We start from the raw sequence: 18289 nt of genomic DNA on the forward strand, positions 1-18289 counted from the left end.
CATTGATTGGCGTCGACCCGCCGCGCCCTGCTTCGCCGGGCTTGCGATCGCCGCTAAGCTGGCCGCGTGGTGCCGATTGCGACTCCTTATGAGGACCTGCTGCGCCTGGTGCTCGAAACGGGTTCGGCCAAATCCGACCGTACCGGCACCGGCACCCGCAGCCTGTTCGGCCAACAGATCAGGTACGACCTGGCCGCCGGCTTCCCGCTGCTCACTACCAAGAAAGTCCATTTCAAGTCGGTCGCCTACGAGTTGCTGTGGTTCTTGCGCGGGGACTCGAACATCGGCTGGCTGCACCAGCACGGAGTCACCATCTGGGACGAATGGGCAAGCAGCACAGGTGATCTCGGTCCTATCTACGGGGTGCAATGGCGGTCCTGGCCGACCCCGTCGGGTGGGCACATCGACCAGATCAGCGCCGCTCTGAATTTGCTGCGCACCGATCCCGATTCGCGGCGGATCATCGTCTCGGCCTGGAATGTCGGCGATATCCCCCAGATGGCGCTGCCGCCGTGTCATGCGTTCTTCCAGTTCTACGTCGCCGACGGGCGGCTGAGCTGCCAGCTCTATCAGCGCAGCGCCGATCTGTTTCTCGGCGTGCCGTTCAACATCGCCAGTTACGCGCTGCTCACCCACATGATGGCCGCGCAGTCCGACCTTGACGTCGGCGAATTCGTCTGGACCGGCGGTGATTGCCACATTTATGACAACCACCTCGAACAGGTCCGCGAGCAATTGCGCCGTGAACCCCGACCGTACCCGAAACTGGTTCTGGCGCAGAGGGATTCGATCTTCGACTATACCTACGAGGACATCCTCGTCGAGGACTACCATCCGCACCCGGCGATCAAAGCCCCAGTAGCCGTATGACGACGGTGGGCCTGATCTGGGCTCAGTCAACGTCGGGTGTCATCGGCCGCGGCGGTGACATTCCCTGGCGGGTACCCGAAGACCTCGGCCACTTCAAAGGAGTCACCCTGGGCCACACGGTGGTGATGGGCCGGCGGACCTGGGACTCGTTGCCAGCCGCTGCCCGGCCTCTGCCCGGCCGGCGAAACGTGGTACTGAGCCGCCAGCCTGGCTTCCTGGCGGAGGGAGCCGAGGTGGTCGGTTCACTCGAGGACGCCCTCACCGGCCCGGGGGACACCTGGGTGATCGGCGGGGAGCAGATCTACACCCTTGCCATGCCGGTGGCCATCAGATGTGAGGTCACCGAGGTCGACGTCGACCTACCCCGCGACGACGACGACGCCCTGGCTCCGCTGCTCGACGAGACGTGGCATGGCGACATGGGGGAGTGGCTGGTGAGCCGGTCGGGATTGCGCTACCGGTTTCACAGCTACTACCGGTGATGAGCACCATGACTGCTGCGCAGGCCCGCCGGGTGGCGGTTGCGGCACAAGGCTTCGCCGAGCCGAAACCCGCCGGCCCGATCACTCGGGCACACCTCAAGCGGCTGATCTTGCGGATCCATGTGCTGCAGCTGGACTCGGTGTCGGTAGCGGTGCGGGCACATTACGCGCCGGTATTCAGCCGCCTGGGACCCTACGACCGCGACGTGCTGGACCGCGTCGCATGGGGCCCGCGCTCGTCGCGTTTGCTGGTCGAATATTGGGCGCACGAAGCCGCACTGATGGCCGTCGACGACTGGCCGCTGCTGCGCTGGAGGATGCGTCATTACCGGCATGGACGTTGGGGAACTCAGATTGTCAAGGCCAACCCGCAGTTGGCCGACGACATCGTTGCCGCGGTCGCCGAACTCGGACCCAGCACTGCCGGTCAGATCGAAGCGCACCTGGCCGCGGAGCCGCGCATGCGAAAAGGAACGTGGTGGAATCGCAGCGACGCCAAGTGGGTCGCCGAGGCGCTGTTCGCCTCCGGGGTGCTCACGACCGCTACTCGCGTCGGCTTTGCCCGCCACTACGACCTGGTGGAGCGAGTACTGCCGGCAGAGGTGCTGGCGCGAGAGGTCGACGACGACGAAGCCGTGCGCCAACTGACGCTGCGAGCCACCACCGCGCTGGGCGTCGGCACCGAGGCCGACCTTCGCGACTATTTCCGGCTGACCACCCGACAGGTCAAGCCGGCGATCGCAGAGCTGGTAGCCGCGGGTGAAATCGAGCGGGTGAATGTTGAGGGCTGGCCGGCGCCGGCCTACCTGCGGTCCGGCCAGACCGTGCCACGCCGCGACCGCGGCACCGCGCTGGTGTGTCCCTTCGACCCATTGATCTTCTTCCGGCCACGGGTCAAGCGGCTGTTCGATTTTCACTACCGCATCGAGATCTACACCCCGGCGCCCCAACGCCAGTACGGCTACTACGTGTGGCCGCTGCTGCTGGACGGACGGCTGGTCGCGCGGGTGGACCTCAAAGCCGACCGCGCCGCCGATGCGTTGCGCGTGGTGGGGGCGTTCGGTGAGCCCGACGCACCGCGGCCGCGGGTCGCCGCGGCACTGGCCGGCGAGCTGCAGGCGATGGCGTCCTGGCTGGGGTTGGCCGGTGTCGGCGTGTCCGGGCGCGGGGACCTGGCCGGGCAGCTTCGCACTGCGGCCAAGCAGGCCGGCGGATGAGCGCCGGACAGGTGAGACTGGGCGATCATCTCGATTTCGCCCACGGACGTGCTTTGCCGACGCGGCTGTCAGACGCCGGCTTTCCGGTCTGTGGCGCCAACGGGATCATCGGTTATGCGGACCAACCCAATGCCCGGGGGCCGCTGATCGTCATCGGCCGGGTCGGTTCGTATTGCGGCAGCGTGCATTACCACGATTGCGACGTGTGGGTCACCGACAACGCACTCGCCTGTCGCGCCAAGCGCCCCGAGGAAACGCGCTACTGGTATTACGCACTGCAGGGCTGCGGCCTCAATCGGTATCGCGCCGGATCGGGCCAGCCGTTGCTCAGTCAGACCATCCTGCGCGACGTTTCGACGCGTGCTGCCGCCGCGCCTGACCGTTCCCGAATTGGGGAAGTGCTCGCAGCATTGGACGACAAGATCGCAGCCAACAAGCGAGTTATCGAAGCCGCCGAGGCGTTGATGCTGGCGATCGTCGACAATGTTTCTGATCGGGTGCCGCTTTCGACCCTGGCGATAAGGTCAACCGCGAGTCGCAATCCCCAGGAATTCGACGGCGCCGTCGCTTATTACAGCCTTCCCGCATTCGACGACGGCGCCCAGCCCGCCGTCGTCGACAGCCGAACGATCAAGAGCGTCAAGTTCGTTTTGACGCAGCCGTGCGTATTGTTTTCGAAGCTGAATCCGAGGATTCCGCGAATCTGGAATGTCATCAGCTTCCCGGCGGAACTGGCGCTGACGAGTACGGAATTCGTCGTGCTGCATCCTGTTGGCGTCGATACGTCGGCGTTGTGGTCAGCTTTGCGACAACCCGATGTCGGGGCCAGGCTCCGGCGTTGGGTGGCGGGGGTGACGGGAAGCCGTCAACGAATCCAACCGGTTGAACTTCTGCACGCACTGGTGCGCGATGTGCGGCGATTGACCACCGGACAGGCAACAGCGATATCCGGCCTGGGTGCTCTGTGCCATGGCCGACGCGTCGAATCGGCGCAGTTGGCGGCGGGCCGCGACGCGCTGCTTCCGCTCTTGGTGTGCGGCGACCTCGATGTCACAGATGCCGCGCCGATGCGCACACGACGGAATTAAGGTACTGATCGGCCGGCGGTGGCCGCGCACTGCGGCGAAACGTCGAGATGGAGGAACCCAGGGATGCCTCCCGGGAAGAAGCACGAACCGTCGACGCTCAAGGAGCTCAAGGACACGCTCTGGAAGTCCGCCAACAAGCTGCGGGGGTCTATAGGGGCGAGCCAATACAAAGACGTGATCCTTGGCCTGCTGTTCCTCAAGTACTTGTCGGACGCTGATACCGAGCAGCGCACCGCAATCGGGGCGACGTTGTCGGCGGGCGGCACGGACGGCGGTGCGTTCACGGTGCCGCCGAACGCCCGATGGGAGTTCCTGGCCGCACATGCCGAAGGCAAGTCGGTGATCGCCGGTGAACCAGAGAAGAGCATCGGTGCGCTGATCGACGAGGCGATGGACGCAGTGATGCAAGCTAATCCGGCGCTTGCCGTGAGCCTGCCTCGGATGTACAACCGGGACAACATCGACCAGCGCCGGCTCGGTGAGCTGCTCGGACTGTTCAGCACGGCACGTTTCAGCCGCCAGGGTGAGCATCGCGCGCGGGACCTGATGGGGGAGGTGTACGAGTACTTCATCGGCAACTTCGCTCGCGCGGAGGGAAAGCGGGGAGGGGAGTTCTTCACTCCCGCGAGCGTGGTCAAGGTGATCGTGGAGGTGCTGGAGCCGTCACGCGGTCGGGTCTATGACCCGTGCTGCGGCTCCGGCGGCATGTTTGTGCAGACGGAGAAGTTCGCTTACGAGCACAGCGGCGACGTGAATGATATTTGTATCTACGGCCAGGAGAGCGTTGAGGAGACCTGGCGAATGGCCAAGATGAACCTCGCCGTCCACGGTATCGACAACAACGGGCTCGGTACCCGGTGGGGTGACACGTTCGTCTGCGACCAGCATGCGGGCGTCCTGATGGACTGCGTGATGGCCAATCCGCCCTTCAACATCAAAGACTGGGCGCGTGACGAGAAAGATCCACGGTGGCGTTTCGGCGTTCCGCCCGCCAACAACGCGAACTACGCTTGGATTCAACACATCTTGTTCAAGCTTGCACCGGGTGGCAGGGCCGGGGTGGTGATGGCGAACGGCTCGATGTCGTCGAACTCTGGCGGCGAAGGCATAATTCGCGGCCATATCGTCGAGGCAGATCTGGTTGCCTGCATGGTCGCACTGCCGGTTCAGCTGTTCCGCAGCACCGGGATTCCGGTATGTCTATGGTTCTTCGCCATGGATAAGAAAGCGGGTCGTCAAGGCACGATCGACCGCTCCGGCCAGGTGCTGTTCATTGACGCGCGCGAATTCGGCCATCTGGTCGACCGAACCGAGCGGGCATTGGCCGCCGAAGAAATCACGCTTATCGGCGATACCTACCACGCGTGGCGCGGAACGCGTTCGGCTGACTCGAAAAGAATTGCTTACCAAGATATTTCCGGATTCTGCAAATCTGTGACGTTGGCGGAGATAAGAGCGGCCAACTATGCACTCACCCCGGGCCGGTACGTGGACGCACCCGAAACCGAGTGCGGGCGTGAGTCGATCGGTGGCGAAATCACACGGTTGACGGAGGAGCTGTTGACGGCGCTGGACGAGTCGGCGCGTCTGGAGGCGGTGTTGCGCAAGCAGTTGAAGCGGCTCGATGCGTGAGTGAGCTCGGCGCCGTGATCAGCGGTTTGTGAAGAAAGGTGAAACGCCGCCGCGGCATCCGGGCTCCATAACGCCGGCCGTGATAATCGGCGTTTATCTATCAAGCGGCAACAGGTCTTGGACAGCGAGCTCCGCGGCGCGAAGAGTTATCAGTTGCCATGAATCACTCCGGGCGCAGGGATAAGAGGTCGCTGTTGGTTCTCGTTTACATCGGCGATCACGGTGTTGAGCCGACAGGAATTGCGCGCTGATGGGGCTCCTCACTCAGTTTCGCAGTTTCAATTACCCCAGTCGTGTGCTGATGATCAACCATTTCGGCATCAACATCGGCTCCTTCATGCTGATGCCGTACTTGGCGGGGTATTTGACCGGGCCACTCGGGTTGCCTACGTGGGCCGTGGGTTTGTTGATGGGCGTCCGCACCTTGTCCAACCAGGGCATGTTTTTGGTGGGTGGCACGTGGGCGGACCGACTTGGCTACAAGCCGCCGATCGCGGCCGGTTGCCTGCTGCAGACCGTCGCCTACACCATGCTGGCCGTCGCGCATTCGCTGCCGATGTTGGTGATCGCGGCCGCCGGAACGGGGATTGCCGGGGCGCTGTTCACCCCCGCGGTGCGCGCCTATCTTGCCGTTGACTCCGGTGACCGCGGGGTTGAGGCGTTCGCGCTGTACAGCGTCTTCTACCAGGCGGGAGTCTTGTTGGGTCCGTTGGTGGGATTGGCGCTGCTGACGATGAATTTCAGGATCGTCGTTCTCGGCGCCGCCGGTGTCTTCGCCGCGCTTACTGTCGCGCAGCTGCTGGCACTGCCCCACCACCGGGCCGATCCACCCCAGTTGGCCCCCGAGTTGGGCCCCCAGTCGAGCCCCCGGTCGGGCCCCCAGTCGGGAAATGTGAAGCCTTCCATCCTGCAGGACTGGCGCATGATCGTGAGCAACCGGTCGTTCCTGTGGTTTGCCGCCTGTATGACCGGCCGCTATCTGCTGACTTTCCAGATATACCTTGCACTTCCGATTCAGGCCTCGGCCTTGGCTCCGCATCAGCAATCACTGTTGGTCGCAGCCATGTTCGCGGTATCGGGTCTGCTCTCGATCGTCGGCCAACAACACATCACCCGCTGGCTGGCGTCCCGATGGGAGCCGGGGCGCAGCCTATTGGTCGGGGCGGTGGTGATGGCTGCATCGTTCGTACCGCTTGCGCTCGTTCCCACCGCCCACGAGCTAGGTACCGCGGCCGCCGTAGCGGCATTGTTGATGTCGACGCTGCTGCTGTCCATCGCTTCGACGGTGATGTTTCCGTTCGAGATGCGCGCCGTCGTCCAATTATCCGGTGAACGGCTGGTGGCGACTCACTACGGGTTCTACAGCACCATAATCGGGTTTGGAGTCCTCGTCGGCAATCTCGGTATCGGATCACTGATGAGCTCCGCACGTCGCTGGAATGCCCACGAACTTCCTTGGATCGTAATGGTTCTCGTCGGGATGGTGGCCGCTTATGGGCTGCGCCGGCTAGACAGCCGCGCCCGTGAATCGATTTCGCCATCCGTCCCGTTGCGGCAGAAGTTGTTGCGTTAGCGGCAGCGTGATTTATTGATTGCCGCAAGTGGGGAGGGAGGCGGATCGGAAGCCTCGCGAAGAAGCGACTGGGCTGGTCAATCTCGCACAATTGTCACGACCGATCGATGAGGTTGTGGATGACGTGAAAGGAATTTCGCATTGAAGTTGAAGCAGAAATTGGCCAAATTCTGCGTCGCGGGCGCGCTCGGCGTCGCTGCGCTCGGCATTGGCGTCGTGGTGGCACACGCCGATCCGCCGCCAACGGAACCGGCAACGCCATCGGAATCGGCAACGCCAACACCGTCGCCGCCAGATTCACCCCCGCCATCAGACCCGCCGCCACCGCAATCGTGGCCACCATGCGGATTGGGCGGTCAGTGTTCGCCGCGGTGTTGGCCGCCATGGGAACCGCCACCGGCACCGGGTGAACCGACTCCCACATTCCCGGAACCGTGGCCACCCTTCGGCTTGGGTGGTACAAAGTTTTCGCCATGCCCGGCGCCCCCGCCTCCGCCCCCGGGCCAACCGTACCCATCGCCGCCTCCCGCACCGCCGGCGTGGCCACCATGCGGCACCGGCGGTGAATGTTTTCCGGGCGGATTGCCACCTGGCTGGTACTAGGAGGTAACGACCCTTAATGGTCACGCGGCCTGCTGGGATGTCCCGGGTCGCCCCGCTAGGGTGAGCGCCGTGGCCCACACCGCCCCGCTACGCGTGCACCTGATCGCCAAGACCGAGTTCTGGGCGCCGTCCGACGTGCCGTGGACCACCGACGCCGACGGCGGCTCGGCGTTGGTGGAGTTTGCCGGCCGGGCGTGCTACCAGAGCTGGTCCAAGCCCAACCCCAGGACCGCGACCAATGCCGGCTACCTCAAGCACATCATCGACGTCGGCCATTTCTCGGTGCTCGAGCACGCGAGCGTGTCCTTCTACATCACCGGGATCTCGCGGTCGTGCACCCATGAGTTGATCCGGCACCGCCACTTCTCTTATTCGCAGCTGTCGCAACGCTACGTGCCGGAAGGCGACTCGCAGGTCGTCGTGCCCCCGGGAATGGAGGACGACCCCGAATTGCAGCAGATCCTGACCGCCGCCGCCGACGCCAGCCGCGCCACCTACACCGAGTTGCTGACCAAGCTGGAGGCCAAGTTCGCCGACCAGCCCAACGCTGTGCTACGACGCAAACAGGCACGCCAGGCCGCCCGTGCCGTGCTGCCCAACGCCACCGAGACCCGCATCGTCGTCACCGGCAACTACCGGGCGTGGCGGCACTTCATCGCCATGCGGGCCAGCGAGCACGCTGACATGGAGATCCGGCGGCTGGCCATCGAGTGCCTGCGTCAGCTCGCCGACGTCGCACCCGCGGCGTTCGCCGACTTCGAGGTCACGACCCTGGCCGACGGCAGCGAGGTTGCGACGAGTCCGTTGGCGACCGAAGCCTGAGCTTCGGCCCGGCACACGCGGTGGCGCTGCTGCCAAAAAGCTTGGCGGCGCCAGGTAACCTTGGACAACGTGAGCACCGTCGGATTCGACGTCCCAGCGCGCTTGGGGACACTGCTGACCGCGATGGTGACACCATTTGGCGCCGATGGCTACCTGGACACCGCCGCCGCGGCGCGTCTGGCGAATCGTCTGGTGGACCAGGGATGCGATGGCCTGGTGGTTTCGGGTACCACCGGTGAGTCGCCGACGACCACCGACGACGAGAAGCTCGAGTTGCTGCGTGTGGTCTTGGAGGCGGTGGGTGACCGGGCGCGGGTGGTCGCCGGCGCCGGCAGCTACGACACCGCGCACAGCATCCGGCTGGCCAAGTCATGCGCTGCCGAAGGTGCGCACGGGCTGCTGGTGGTCACCCCGTACTACTCGAAGCCGCCGCAGAGTGGGCTGCGGGCACATTTCACCGCCGTTGCCGACGCGACCGATTTGCCGGTGCTGCTCTACGACATCCCGGGCAGGTCCGGCGTGCCGATCGAGTCCGAGACCATCCGCGCGCTGGCGTCGCACCCCAACATCGTCGGGGTTAAAGACGCCAAAGCCGACCTGCCCAGCGGGGCCCAGATCATCGCCGACACAGGACTGGCCTATTACTCCGGCGACGACGCGCTCAACCTGCCGTGGCTGGCAATGGGCGCCATCGGGTTCATCAGCGTGATCGGTCATCTGGCGGCAGGTCAGCTTCGCGAGTTGCTGTCGGCGTTCCAGTCGGGCGACATCGCCACCGCTCGCAAGATCAACGTCGCGGTTAGTCCGTTGTGCAAGGCGATGAGCCGTCTGGGCGGCGTGACGATGGCCAAAGCGGGCCTGCGGCTGCAGGGCTTCGAAGCCGGCGATCCTCGGCTGCCGCAGATGCCCGCAACACCGGAGCAGATCGACGCATTGGCCGCCGACATGCGTGCAGTTTCGGTGCTTCGGTGAGTCGTAGGGCGAGCCACCCGTGAACGAAGACCTCCCGCCACCAGCTCCGTTGGCCGCGGGCGGATTACGGGTCACTGCGCTGGGCGGCGTCGGCGAAATCGGCCGCAACATGACGGTTTTCGAGCATCTGGGGCGGCTGCTGATCATCGATTGCGGGGTGCTGTTCCCCACCCACGACGAGCCGGGCGTCGATTTGATCCTGCCCGATCTGCGTCATATCGAAGACCGCCTCGACGACATCGAGGCGCTGGTGTTGACGCACGCGCACGAGGACCACATCGGGGCCATTCCCTTCCTGCTCAAGCTGCGTCCCGACATTCCCGTCGTGGGCTCCAGGTTCACCCTGGCGCTGGTCGCCGCCAAATGCCGTGAACACCGCATCAAACCGGTGTTCATCGAAGTCAAAGAGGGCCAGAGCAGCAGGCACGGAGTCTTCGAATGCGAATACTTCGCGGTCAACCACTCTATCCCCGACGCACTGGCCATCGCGGTCTACACAGGTGCGGGCACCGTCCTGCACACCGGCGACATCAAGCTCGATCAACTACCGCTCGACGGACGTCCCACCGACCTGCCCGGCATGTCCCGGCTCGGCGACGCCGGCGTGGACCTGTTCTTGTGCGACTCGACAAACGCCGAGATCCCAGGCGTCGGACCATCGGAAAGCGAGGTGGGCCCAACGCTGCACCGGTTGATCCGGGGTGCCGAGGGCCGGGTCATCGTGGCATGCTTTGCCTCCAATGTGGACCGGGTGCAGCAAATCATCGACGCCGCAGTGGCTTTGGGCCGGCGGGTGTCATTCGTGGGCCGGTCGATGGTGCGCAACATGGGTATCGCAAGGGAATTGGGTTTCCTGCGGGTGGCCGATTCGGACCTCATCGACATCGCTGCCGCGGAGATGATGCCGGCCGAACAGGTGGTGCTGATCACCACCGGCACGCAGGGCGAACCGATGTCGGCGCTGTCTCGAATGTCGCGCGGCGAACATCGCAGTATCACTTTGACTTCGGGTGATCTCATCGTGTTGTCGTCGTCGCTGATCCCCGGAAACGAGGAGGCGGTCTACGGCGTCATCGACGAGCTCTCCAAGATCGGAGCTCGCGTTGTCACCAATGCCCAAGCGCGGGTGCATGTTTCCGGACACGCATACAGTGGCGAACTGCTGTTTCTGTACAACGGGGTACGGCCGCGCCATGTGATGCCGGTACACGGGACCTGGCGAATGCTGCGCGCCAACGCCAAGCTCGCGGCCGGCACCGGAGTTCCGGAAGAATCGATACTGTTGGCCGAGAACGGGGTCAGCGTCGATCTGGTTGGCGGCAGAGCATCGGTCGCCGGTGCCGTGCCGGTCGGAAAGATGTTCGTCGACGGGCTGATCACCGGCGACGTCGGCGAAATCACCCTGGGTGAACGGCTGATCCTGTCGTCGGGTTTTGTCGCGGTGACCGTGGTGGTCAAGCGTGGCACCGGGCGCCCGGTGGCGGCGCCGCATCTGTATTCGCGCGGCTTTTCCGAAGATCCCAAGGCGCTGGAACCCGCCGTGCGCAAGGTCGAAGCGGAGCTGGAATCGCTGGTCGCCGCCAGCGTCACCGATCCCACCCGGATCGCGCAGGGCGTGCGTCGCACGGTCGGCAAGTGGGTGGGCGAAACCTACCGCCGCCAGCCGATGATCGTGCCCACGGTGATCGAGGTCTGACACTCGAACCGCGCCGTACGAGGTGGCCGTTCGAGCGCCCAACTGCCCCGGGCTTGCCCGCGCACAGTCGATCGAGGAGCAGGCGAACGCACCCGCCGCCTCGGCGATGCCCGCACGATGATGTGACGACGGGCTGCTCAACGCCCGACATCGATTGGCGTTTCCCACCCGCTTAGCGTGCAGCCGCAGGAAAAGCTACAATGACTACTGTTGCCAGCAATTACAGTTTGGATCCCCGGACTGATGACATTGTGCCGGAAGACTTTGCAGTTTCACGTCCTATTTTCATGCCGTAGTTCCACGCCGAGGAGAGATATGTTCCGCAACACGGTCTGCTGTCAGGAGTCCCTCTTCCAGCAAGTGGAAACCGCGTACTCGAGCCCGGTCTTCGTGGCTGACGCCATCGGTTAGCAAGAACGCCGCCGGTTAGCGGGGGGCAGCTATGGCGCCTTCATTGCATGGCGTAGCGGGATGCATGCACTCGCTACGTCCGGTGTCTGATTCCAGAGCCGGCAAGGGGCCTCGATCTGCCGGCGTTGCGCCGGCGACGCGTGACATCAGATGAATTCCGTATGCCGCTAGACAATCGACTCGCGTTCGATGATCAAGCGAGGTTTCTGGCACTGCGCGCGACCGGTCTGGCACCGGTGGCTCAGTGGGTGTGGGTTTACCAGCGCCCGGTCGACCTGGATGGTCTGAGGCGTTTTCAGCGCAATCTTGGTCGTGGGCTGTTGGGACGGCGGATCGAGCGTTCTCCGCTGCCATTCGCCCGGCATCGGTGGATCTCACCAGGGGGCTCGTCGGACAGTGATGTCGCCCGGCACTCCCGTCCGCGTGCGGAGTTAGTCGACTGGGCCGACGGACGGGCGCAACTGCCTGTCGATCCGGAATGGGGCCCTGGCTGGCATCTCGGCGTGCAATCGTTTTCCGACGGCTCGACGGGCGTCAGCTTGGTGGCTTCGCACTGCCTGGTAGACGGGGTCGGTGGCGGACTCGCGATTGCCGATGCGATCAAGGGCGGTGTGGGCGATCTCGGCTATCCGCCACCGCGTTCAGGTACTCGACTGGCCGCAGCGCTGTCCGATGCCCGCCAAACCTTGCAGGGCTTACCCGAGAGTGCCCGCGCACTGGTGGCGGCGACCAAGCTTGCCCGGCGTCGCACGCGACACAAGGCGCCGTCCGGGTCATCGCGGCCGCTCGTCATCGATGCGGGCAAGGGTGACGCCGTTGCGATGCCGGCTATCGTCGTCTTTGTTGATCTTGACGATTGGGATTCCCGCGCGAAAGCTCTTGGCGGCACGAGTAATTCGCTGTTCACAGCGTTTGCCGCGAAACTTGCCGAGCGAGTGGGATGTCCACGTGCCGACGACGGCCGGATCCAGGTGGGCATCACCGTCAACGACCGCTTCGAGGGCGATATGCGTGCGAACGCATTCTCGCTCGCGACCGTCGATGTCGACCCGACCGGCCTCACAACGGATTTGTCCGGTTTGCGGACCAGCATCAAACACGCTCTCGCTGCTGTGCCTGGGGCAGTTGCCGAGTCGGCGCAGCTCCAACCGTTGATCCCGATGACGCCCGAGTGGCTGGCGAGACGAATGACCGGCGCATTGTTGGCGACCCCAGCGGTGGGCTGCTCCTACCTTGGCGACGTCGACCCGATGATTGGCCGGCCCGACGGCAGCGATGCGGATTCATTCTTCGTGCGAGGGGTCACGCAGCACGTAACGCGACAGATCGTCGAGCAGGTGCGTGGCATGACCGCCGTATCGGGCGGGCGCATCGGCGACAAGGTTTCTATTGCCGTCATCGTCTACGACCTAAATTCCAAGTCTGACCTGCGTGAGCTGGCCGCAGAAGCACTGACGGAGTTCGGCCTGAGCGGCGCGATCGTCTAGCGGCCGGCTCCACTGCTGACAAGGCAGAATCTAGATCTTCTCCGCATAGGCCGACCACTCGATCTGCGAGGCCTTGAGTTTGCGGCCGGTGGGCGCGACATAGCGCTGGACGAGTTCATCAGGACCGGCCTGTTCCACCAGCCGCCATCCGTACTCGGCGAGAAAATCGGCCACCTGCTCGGGCAGCAGGCCGAAATGCCACAGCTGACGTCGCTGCCGGACGGCGCGGTACAGCGTCCGGGTGCCGTAGCGGTTAGTCCCGTCGATGAAGTCGCGGCGCACGTAGGTGAACACCAAGCGGCTACCCGGTGCGGTGGCGCGCAGTCCGTCCAACATCCGCCGGACGGCGCGTTCGCTCAGGTATTGGGTCACGCCTTCGCAGATGAAGAAGACCCGGTAATCGGTGCGGTAGCCGTGCTCGGCCAGTGCAGTGAGCAGATCGTCGTGCTCGAAATCCAAGGCTACCAACCGAACGGACAGCGGCAACTCGCCCAGCACCCGCCGTACCGTCTTGGCCTTTCGCGCGATGTTGACCGGGAGGTCCACTTCGAAGACCGGGATGCGTACCTGTCGGGTCAACCGATAAGCGCGGGTGTCCAATCCGGCGCCGAGAATCACGACCGCGTCGACGTCGTCGATTGCGGCGGCAAGCTTGTCACCGATGAATCGTTTGCGGCACACCAGGTTGGCCCACAGCCCGCGGCCCGACCACTCCGACCCCGCGATGAACAGGCGCCGGAGCGTCGTCGGCCGGGTGGCGCTGACGAGCCAGCGCAGCGGCCTGGGTAAGAACAGGTCCGCGAGGTCGTCGTCCACCAGCCGGTGCTCGGGTGGCTCGTTTTGTTCGACGGCCGATAGGACCATCGGGCCGAATGCAGTTTGCGCAGCGGGATTTCGGGCCATCAGCTACCTCTTGTTCACACAACCCGCGTCGACTGGCAACGCCACGCCGGTAATGTATCGGGCTTCGTCGGACACCAGCCACGCCACGGCATTGGCGACGTCCTCTGCTTGCAGAATCTTGACCGGCAACGCGTTGCCCGCGCCCGACGCCGAAGCGGACTGAGCAGCCAGGTCGGCAAGCCACTGCGCGGTGAACTCGTTGTCGATCATCGGTGTGCCGACCGCGGACGGATGCACGGAGTTGACTCTAATATTATGGGGCGCAAGCAAATTGGCGTATAGCCGCATCAACCCCACCAGTCCGTGTTTGGCCGCGGTATAGCCGATGGAGCCGGCATCGGCGCTGCCGAAGCCGGCCAGCCCCGCCGCCGAACTGATCAGCACGATCGAGCCCCCGGCCCCTTGAGAGATCATGGCGGGTATCGCGACATCCACGGTGTGATAGACGCCGGTGAGGTTGACGTCGATGACGTCGCGCCAGCCGTCGGCGCCGGACTGCATCGGCGCGATCCCGGCATTGGCGACGACGATATCGAGCCGGCCGAACTCGTCGAGACCCGCCCGCAGCGCAGCGGCCAGCGACGCGCGATCGCGGACATCGGCTTGGTGTGCCACGATGCGTGCGCCGGTCTCCTCGACGAGCTTGACGGTGTGTGCCAGGTCGTCGGCGGTGCCCAGCGGGTAGGGCACGCTGGCGATCTGCCCGCACAAGTCGATCGCGATCACGTTCGCGCCGTCGGCCGCCAGCCGAACCGCATGGGCGCGACCCTGACCGCGCGCGGCTCCGGTGACGAAGGCGACCCGGCCGCTCAGCGGCCCTTGCGACGACCGTGCCATCAGGGCCGAATCTGCCCTTTGCCCGGATCGCCCGCAGGGATGGGCTGCAACATCTTGATGTCGGGGGCGCCGACCAAGTGGTCACCGGCCGCCTTGAACATCTTGGCGACCGCGGGAGCGGTGCTGTGGACTGTGAGTGCGTCGGCGTCGGCCCATTGCTCGACGAAGACGAACGTCTCACCCGTTTGGTGCAGGGAGTACAGCTCGCAGCCGGGTTCGCCGTGCACCTCTTCGACCGCGGTGGTCAAGATGTCGCGGACGGTGTCCACCGACTCGGGCTTGACGGTCAGCGTGGCGACGACGACGACGGGCATGCTGGGGCCTCCTGGGAACTGTGGCGGATTATCGGCGGCGTGACGCGGCATGACCGCGGATGACCATTGTCACCTCTGGACACCCTACTCACGCCCGCCGGTCACGAGGTGAGCACGGGTGGGAGAAGCATGCGTTACCAGTGTGGCATGTGGTGCAGAAGATGTATTTGCGACTAGGCTTGCCGGCATGGCGAATCGGACCGTTGCCCGCTCCGGAAGCAGAACGAGCAGGTCAAAAGCCACTTCGCGGGGGGCGACGCGCAGCGCACGGTCGGCTGCGCCCAGGGCGGGCAGGAAGAGCCCGACCAGGTCGGTCAAGCGGGTGAGCCGGCCCGCCCGGCGGCGCAACCAATCCCTGCTGGCATCGACCGGGCTGGCCTGCGGCCGGGCCCTGCGCGCGACCTGGCTGATGGCGGCCAGGGGCACCGGGGGAGCGGCGCGGTCGATCGGGCGCGCGCGCGACATCGAACCCGGACATCGCCGCGACGGTGTGGCGCTGGTCTTGCTGGGCCTTGCCGTGGTCGTCGCCGCCGGTTCGTGGTTCCACGCCGCCCGGCCCGTCGGGGCGTGGGTCGACACGGTGCTGCGGATACTCATCGGCTCGGCCGTCGTGTTGCTGCCCATCGTCCTCGTCGCCACGGCGATAGTGCTGATGCGGACCCAGCCCAATCCCGACACCCGCCCGCGGCTGATTCTGGGATCCAGCCTGATCGCATCGTCTTTCCTGGGATTACGGCACTTGTGGGCCGGTTCGCCCGGAACTCCGGCGTTGCGCGGGCACGCGGCCGGGTTCATCGGTTTTGCGATCGGCGGGCCGTTGTCGGATGGGCTGACGGCGTGGATCGCCGCGCCACTGTTGTTCATCGGCGCGCTGTTCGGGCTGCTACTGCTCACCGGAACCACGGTCCGCGAGGTGCCCGACGCCCTGCGCCGCATCTTCGGCACGCGGCTATTCCAGCGTGACTACTTCGAGGACCACGAATACGACCACGAATACGACCAGGGCTGTGACGATTTCGCGGGTGACGACGCGGACACCGTCGAGGTCGCGCGTGAGGATTTCTCCGACGGCTACTACGACGAAGTCCCGCTGAGGCCTGAGAGCTGCCCACCGGCTGACGACGTACCGACTGTTCCCGAACCGGCGGTCGGGCGCGGCCGGAAGCGCAGCTCCAAGAAGCAGGACACCCAAGCACTGGATCGCGTCGTCGAAGGTCCCTACACGCTGCCCTCGGTGGACCTGCTGGTGGCCGGCGATCCGCCCAAGAAGCGAAGCGCGGCCAACAACCACATGGCCGCCGCCATCGGTGAGGTGCTCATCCAGTTCAAGGTCGACGCGGCCGTCACCGGCTGCACCCGCGGGCCGACCGTCACCCGATACGAGGTCGAACTGGGGCCCGGCGTCAAGGTGGAGAAGATCACCGCGCTGCAGAAGAACATCGCGTATGCGGTGGCCACCGAGAGCGTGCGGATGCTGGCCCCGATCCCCGGCAAGTCCGCTGTCGGCATCGAGGTGCCCAACACCGACCGGGAAATGGTGCGGCTGGCCGACGTGCTGACGGCGCCGCCGACCCGTCGCGACCACCATCCGCTGGTGATCGGGCTGGGCAAGGACATCGAAGGCGACTTCATCTCGGCCAACCTGGCCAAGATGCCGCATCTGCTGGTCGCCGGCTCGACCGGCTCCGGCAAGTCCAGCTTCGTCAACTCGATGCTGATATCGCTGTTGACCCGGGCCACTCCGGAAGAGGTCAGGATGATCCTGATCGACCCGAAGATGGTGGAACTGACGCCCTATGAAGGCATCCCGCACCTGATCACGCCGATCATCACCCAGCCGAAGAAGGCGGCGGCCGCGCTGGCGTGGCTGGTCGAGGAGATGGAGCAGCGCTACCAGGACATGCAGGCCTCCCGGGTGCGCCACATCGACGACTTCAACGACAAGGTTCGGTCCGGCGCGATCAGCGCGCCGCTGGGCAGCCAGCGGGTGTACCGGCCCTACCCCTACGTCGTGGCGATCGTCGACGAGCTGGCCGACCTGATGATGACCGCCCCGCGGGACGTCGAGGACGCCATTGTGCGGATCACCCAGAAGGCCCGCGCCGCCGGAATCCATTTGGTTTTGGCCACCCAGCGCCCGTCGGTCGACGTGGTCACCGGGCTCATCAAGACCAATGTGCCGTCGCGGCTGGCATTTGCGACGTCGTCGCTCACCGACAGCCGGGTGATCCTGGATCAGGCGGGCGCGGAAAAGCTGATCGGCATGGGCGATGGCCTATTCCTGCCGATGGGCGCCAGCAAGCCGATCCGGCTGCAGGGCGCCTACATCACCGACGAGGAGATCCACGCCGTCGTCACCGCCTGCAAGGACCAGGCCGAACCCGAATACACCGAGGGCGTCACGACCGCGAAGCCCACCGGCGAGCGCACCGATGTCGACCCCGACATCGGCGACGACATGGATGTCTTCCTGCAGGCCGTGGAGCTGGTGGTGTCCAGTCAGTTCGGCTCCACCTCGATGTTGCAGCGCAAACTACGGGTGGGTTTTGCCAAGGCCGGCCGGTTGATGGACCTGATGGAGACTCGCGGCATCGTCGGACCCAGCGAAGGCTCCAAGGCCCGCGAGGTGCTGATCAAACCCGACGAGCTGGCGGGAACGCTGGCATTGATCCGGGGCGGGAGCGACGCCGACGGCGAGCCCGCGTAACGCCGAGCAGACACAGAATCGCACTTCGCGGGTACCGCGCGTGCGATTCTGTGTCTGCTCGCCCGGTCACAGGACCAGCAGCATCCGGGAATTGCCCAGGATGTTGGGCTTGACGTAGCTCAAATCCAGGAATTCGGCGACCCCGATGTCATAGGACCGGCACATCTCCTCGAACACCTCGGCGGTGACCGGCGTGCCCTCGATCTCGGTAAATCCGTGCCGGGCAAAGAATTCGGTCTCGAAAGTCAACACGAACAGCCGCTCCAGCCGAAGTTCGCGGGCAACCTCGAGCAACCGGTCGACGATCGCGTGGCCGATGCCGCGCCCCGTCATGGCGGGGTCGACCGCGACAGTACGGATTTCACCGAGATCGGCCCACAACACGTGCAGCGCCCCGCAACCGACGACTTTGCCCTGGATGCCGGGGTGTTCGGCCACCCAGAATTCTTGAATCGCTTCGTAGAGCGTTACCAGGTTCTTTTCCAGCAGGATCTTTCCCGCATAGGTGTCGACGAGTTTCTTGATCGAAGGGACGTCCGACGTGCGGGCGCGCCGGACTACCGGTCGGAAATCCCGTCGATTTTCGGTCACGGGAGAACAGTATCGACATCGAAGACGGGTGAGCTGGTCAACCGTTATTCTGTTGCCGTGCCCGGGCAGCCGCAAACAGGTCAG

Annotated in this window: 15 protein-coding genes; 11 read left to right on the forward strand and 4 right to left on the reverse strand. The window is 65.0% G+C overall.

Features of this window, described 5'->3' with window-relative positions:
• The first annotated feature begins 69 nt into the window (after positions 1-69).
• The 10 genes from EET10_RS10125 to EET10_RS10175 all read left to right on the forward strand — a co-directional run bounded on the left by EET10_RS10125 (position 70) and on the right by EET10_RS10175 (position 12853).
• Positions 70-870, forward strand: a complete 801-nt coding sequence (locus tag EET10_RS10125) for a thymidylate synthase (RefSeq protein ID WP_036403964.1) — start codon at positions 70-72, stop codon at positions 868-870.
• Positions 867-1352 carry a dihydrofolate reductase gene (locus tag EET10_RS10130; RefSeq protein WP_036403777.1) on the forward strand — a complete coding sequence of 162 codons (486 nt, stop codon included), beginning with the start codon at positions 867-869 and terminating at the stop codon, positions 1350-1352. Before EET10_RS10125 ends, EET10_RS10130 begins: the two co-directional genes overlap by 4 nt.
• On the forward strand, positions 1352-2569 hold the full coding sequence (locus EET10_RS10135; RefSeq protein WP_036403775.1) for a winged helix-turn-helix domain-containing protein: 1218 nt from the start codon (positions 1352-1354) through the stop codon (positions 2567-2569). Before EET10_RS10130 ends, EET10_RS10135 begins: the two co-directional genes overlap by 1 nt.
• Positions 2566-3657, forward strand: a complete 1092-nt coding sequence (locus tag EET10_RS10140; protein ID WP_036403773.1) for a restriction endonuclease subunit S — start codon at positions 2566-2568, stop codon at positions 3655-3657. The genes EET10_RS10135 and EET10_RS10140 overlap by 4 nt, the downstream gene beginning before the upstream one ends.
• A 63-nt stretch (positions 3658-3720) precedes the next feature.
• Positions 3721-5289 (forward strand): class I SAM-dependent DNA methyltransferase, encoded by a 1569-nt coding sequence (locus EET10_RS10145; RefSeq protein WP_036403771.1) that lies wholly within the window; start codon positions 3721-3723, stop codon positions 5287-5289.
• A gap of 250 nt (positions 5290-5539) precedes the next feature.
• Positions 5540-6862, forward strand: a complete 1323-nt coding sequence (locus EET10_RS10150; RefSeq protein ID WP_122502125.1) for an MFS transporter — start codon at positions 5540-5542, stop codon at positions 6860-6862.
• 672 nt (positions 6863-7534) lie between these two features.
• Positions 7535-8287, forward strand: a complete 753-nt coding sequence (gene thyX, locus EET10_RS10160) for an FAD-dependent thymidylate synthase (protein WP_099188230.1) — start codon at positions 7535-7537, stop codon at positions 8285-8287.
• 69 nt (positions 8288-8356) lie between these two features.
• Positions 8357-9259, forward strand: coding sequence for a 4-hydroxy-tetrahydrodipicolinate synthase (gene dapA / locus EET10_RS10165; protein ID WP_036403962.1), 903 nt, complete (start codon positions 8357-8359; stop codon positions 9257-9259).
• Positions 9260-9278: 19 nt separating this feature from the next.
• Positions 9279-10955, forward strand: coding sequence for a ribonuclease J (locus EET10_RS10170; protein WP_036403767.1), 1677 nt, complete (start codon positions 9279-9281; stop codon positions 10953-10955).
• A gap of 536 nt (positions 10956-11491) precedes the next feature.
• A complete protein-coding gene (locus EET10_RS10175; RefSeq protein WP_321191508.1) occupies positions 11492-12853 on the forward strand; it encodes a WS/DGAT/MGAT family O-acyltransferase in 1362 nt (453 codons plus the stop codon).
• Between the two features lie 30 nt (positions 12854-12883).
• Here the strand turns inward: EET10_RS10175 and EET10_RS10180 are convergent, their stop codons facing one another.
• Genes EET10_RS10180 through EET10_RS10190 form a run of 3 tightly spaced genes read right to left on the reverse strand, consistent with a single transcriptional unit; the run spans position 12884 to position 14907 of the window.
• The gene (locus EET10_RS10180) at positions 12884-13756 is read right to left on the reverse strand and encodes an SAM-dependent methyltransferase (protein WP_036403763.1); all 873 of its coding nucleotides are present in this window, start codon (positions 13754-13756) and stop codon (positions 12884-12886) included.
• 3 nt (positions 13757-13759) lie between these two features.
• Complete coding sequence (locus EET10_RS10185; protein ID WP_099188232.1) at positions 13760-14593, reverse strand: mycofactocin-coupled SDR family oxidoreductase; 834 nt, start codon at positions 14591-14593, stop codon at positions 13760-13762.
• Positions 14593-14907, reverse strand: a complete 315-nt coding sequence (locus tag EET10_RS10190) for a putative quinol monooxygenase (RefSeq protein ID WP_063468701.1) — start codon at positions 14905-14907, stop codon at positions 14593-14595. The genes EET10_RS10185 and EET10_RS10190 overlap by 1 nt, the downstream gene beginning before the upstream one ends.
• Positions 14908-15094: 187 nt before the next feature.
• Between EET10_RS10190 and EET10_RS10195 the strand changes: the two genes are divergently transcribed.
• Positions 15095-17614, forward strand: coding sequence for an FtsK/SpoIIIE family DNA translocase (locus EET10_RS10195; protein WP_167480156.1), 2520 nt, complete (start codon positions 15095-15097; stop codon positions 17612-17614).
• Positions 17615-17680: 66 nt separating this feature from the next.
• Here the strand turns inward: EET10_RS10195 and EET10_RS10200 are convergent, their stop codons facing one another.
• Complete coding sequence (locus EET10_RS10200) at positions 17681-18205, reverse strand: amino-acid N-acetyltransferase (protein ID WP_122502126.1); 525 nt, start codon at positions 18203-18205, stop codon at positions 17681-17683.
• Positions 18206-18289 lie beyond the last annotated feature (84 nt).

The organism is Mycobacterium pseudokansasii, from assembly GCF_900566075.1.
Classification (GTDB): domain Bacteria; phylum Actinomycetota; class Actinomycetes; order Mycobacteriales; family Mycobacteriaceae; genus Mycobacterium; species Mycobacterium pseudokansasii.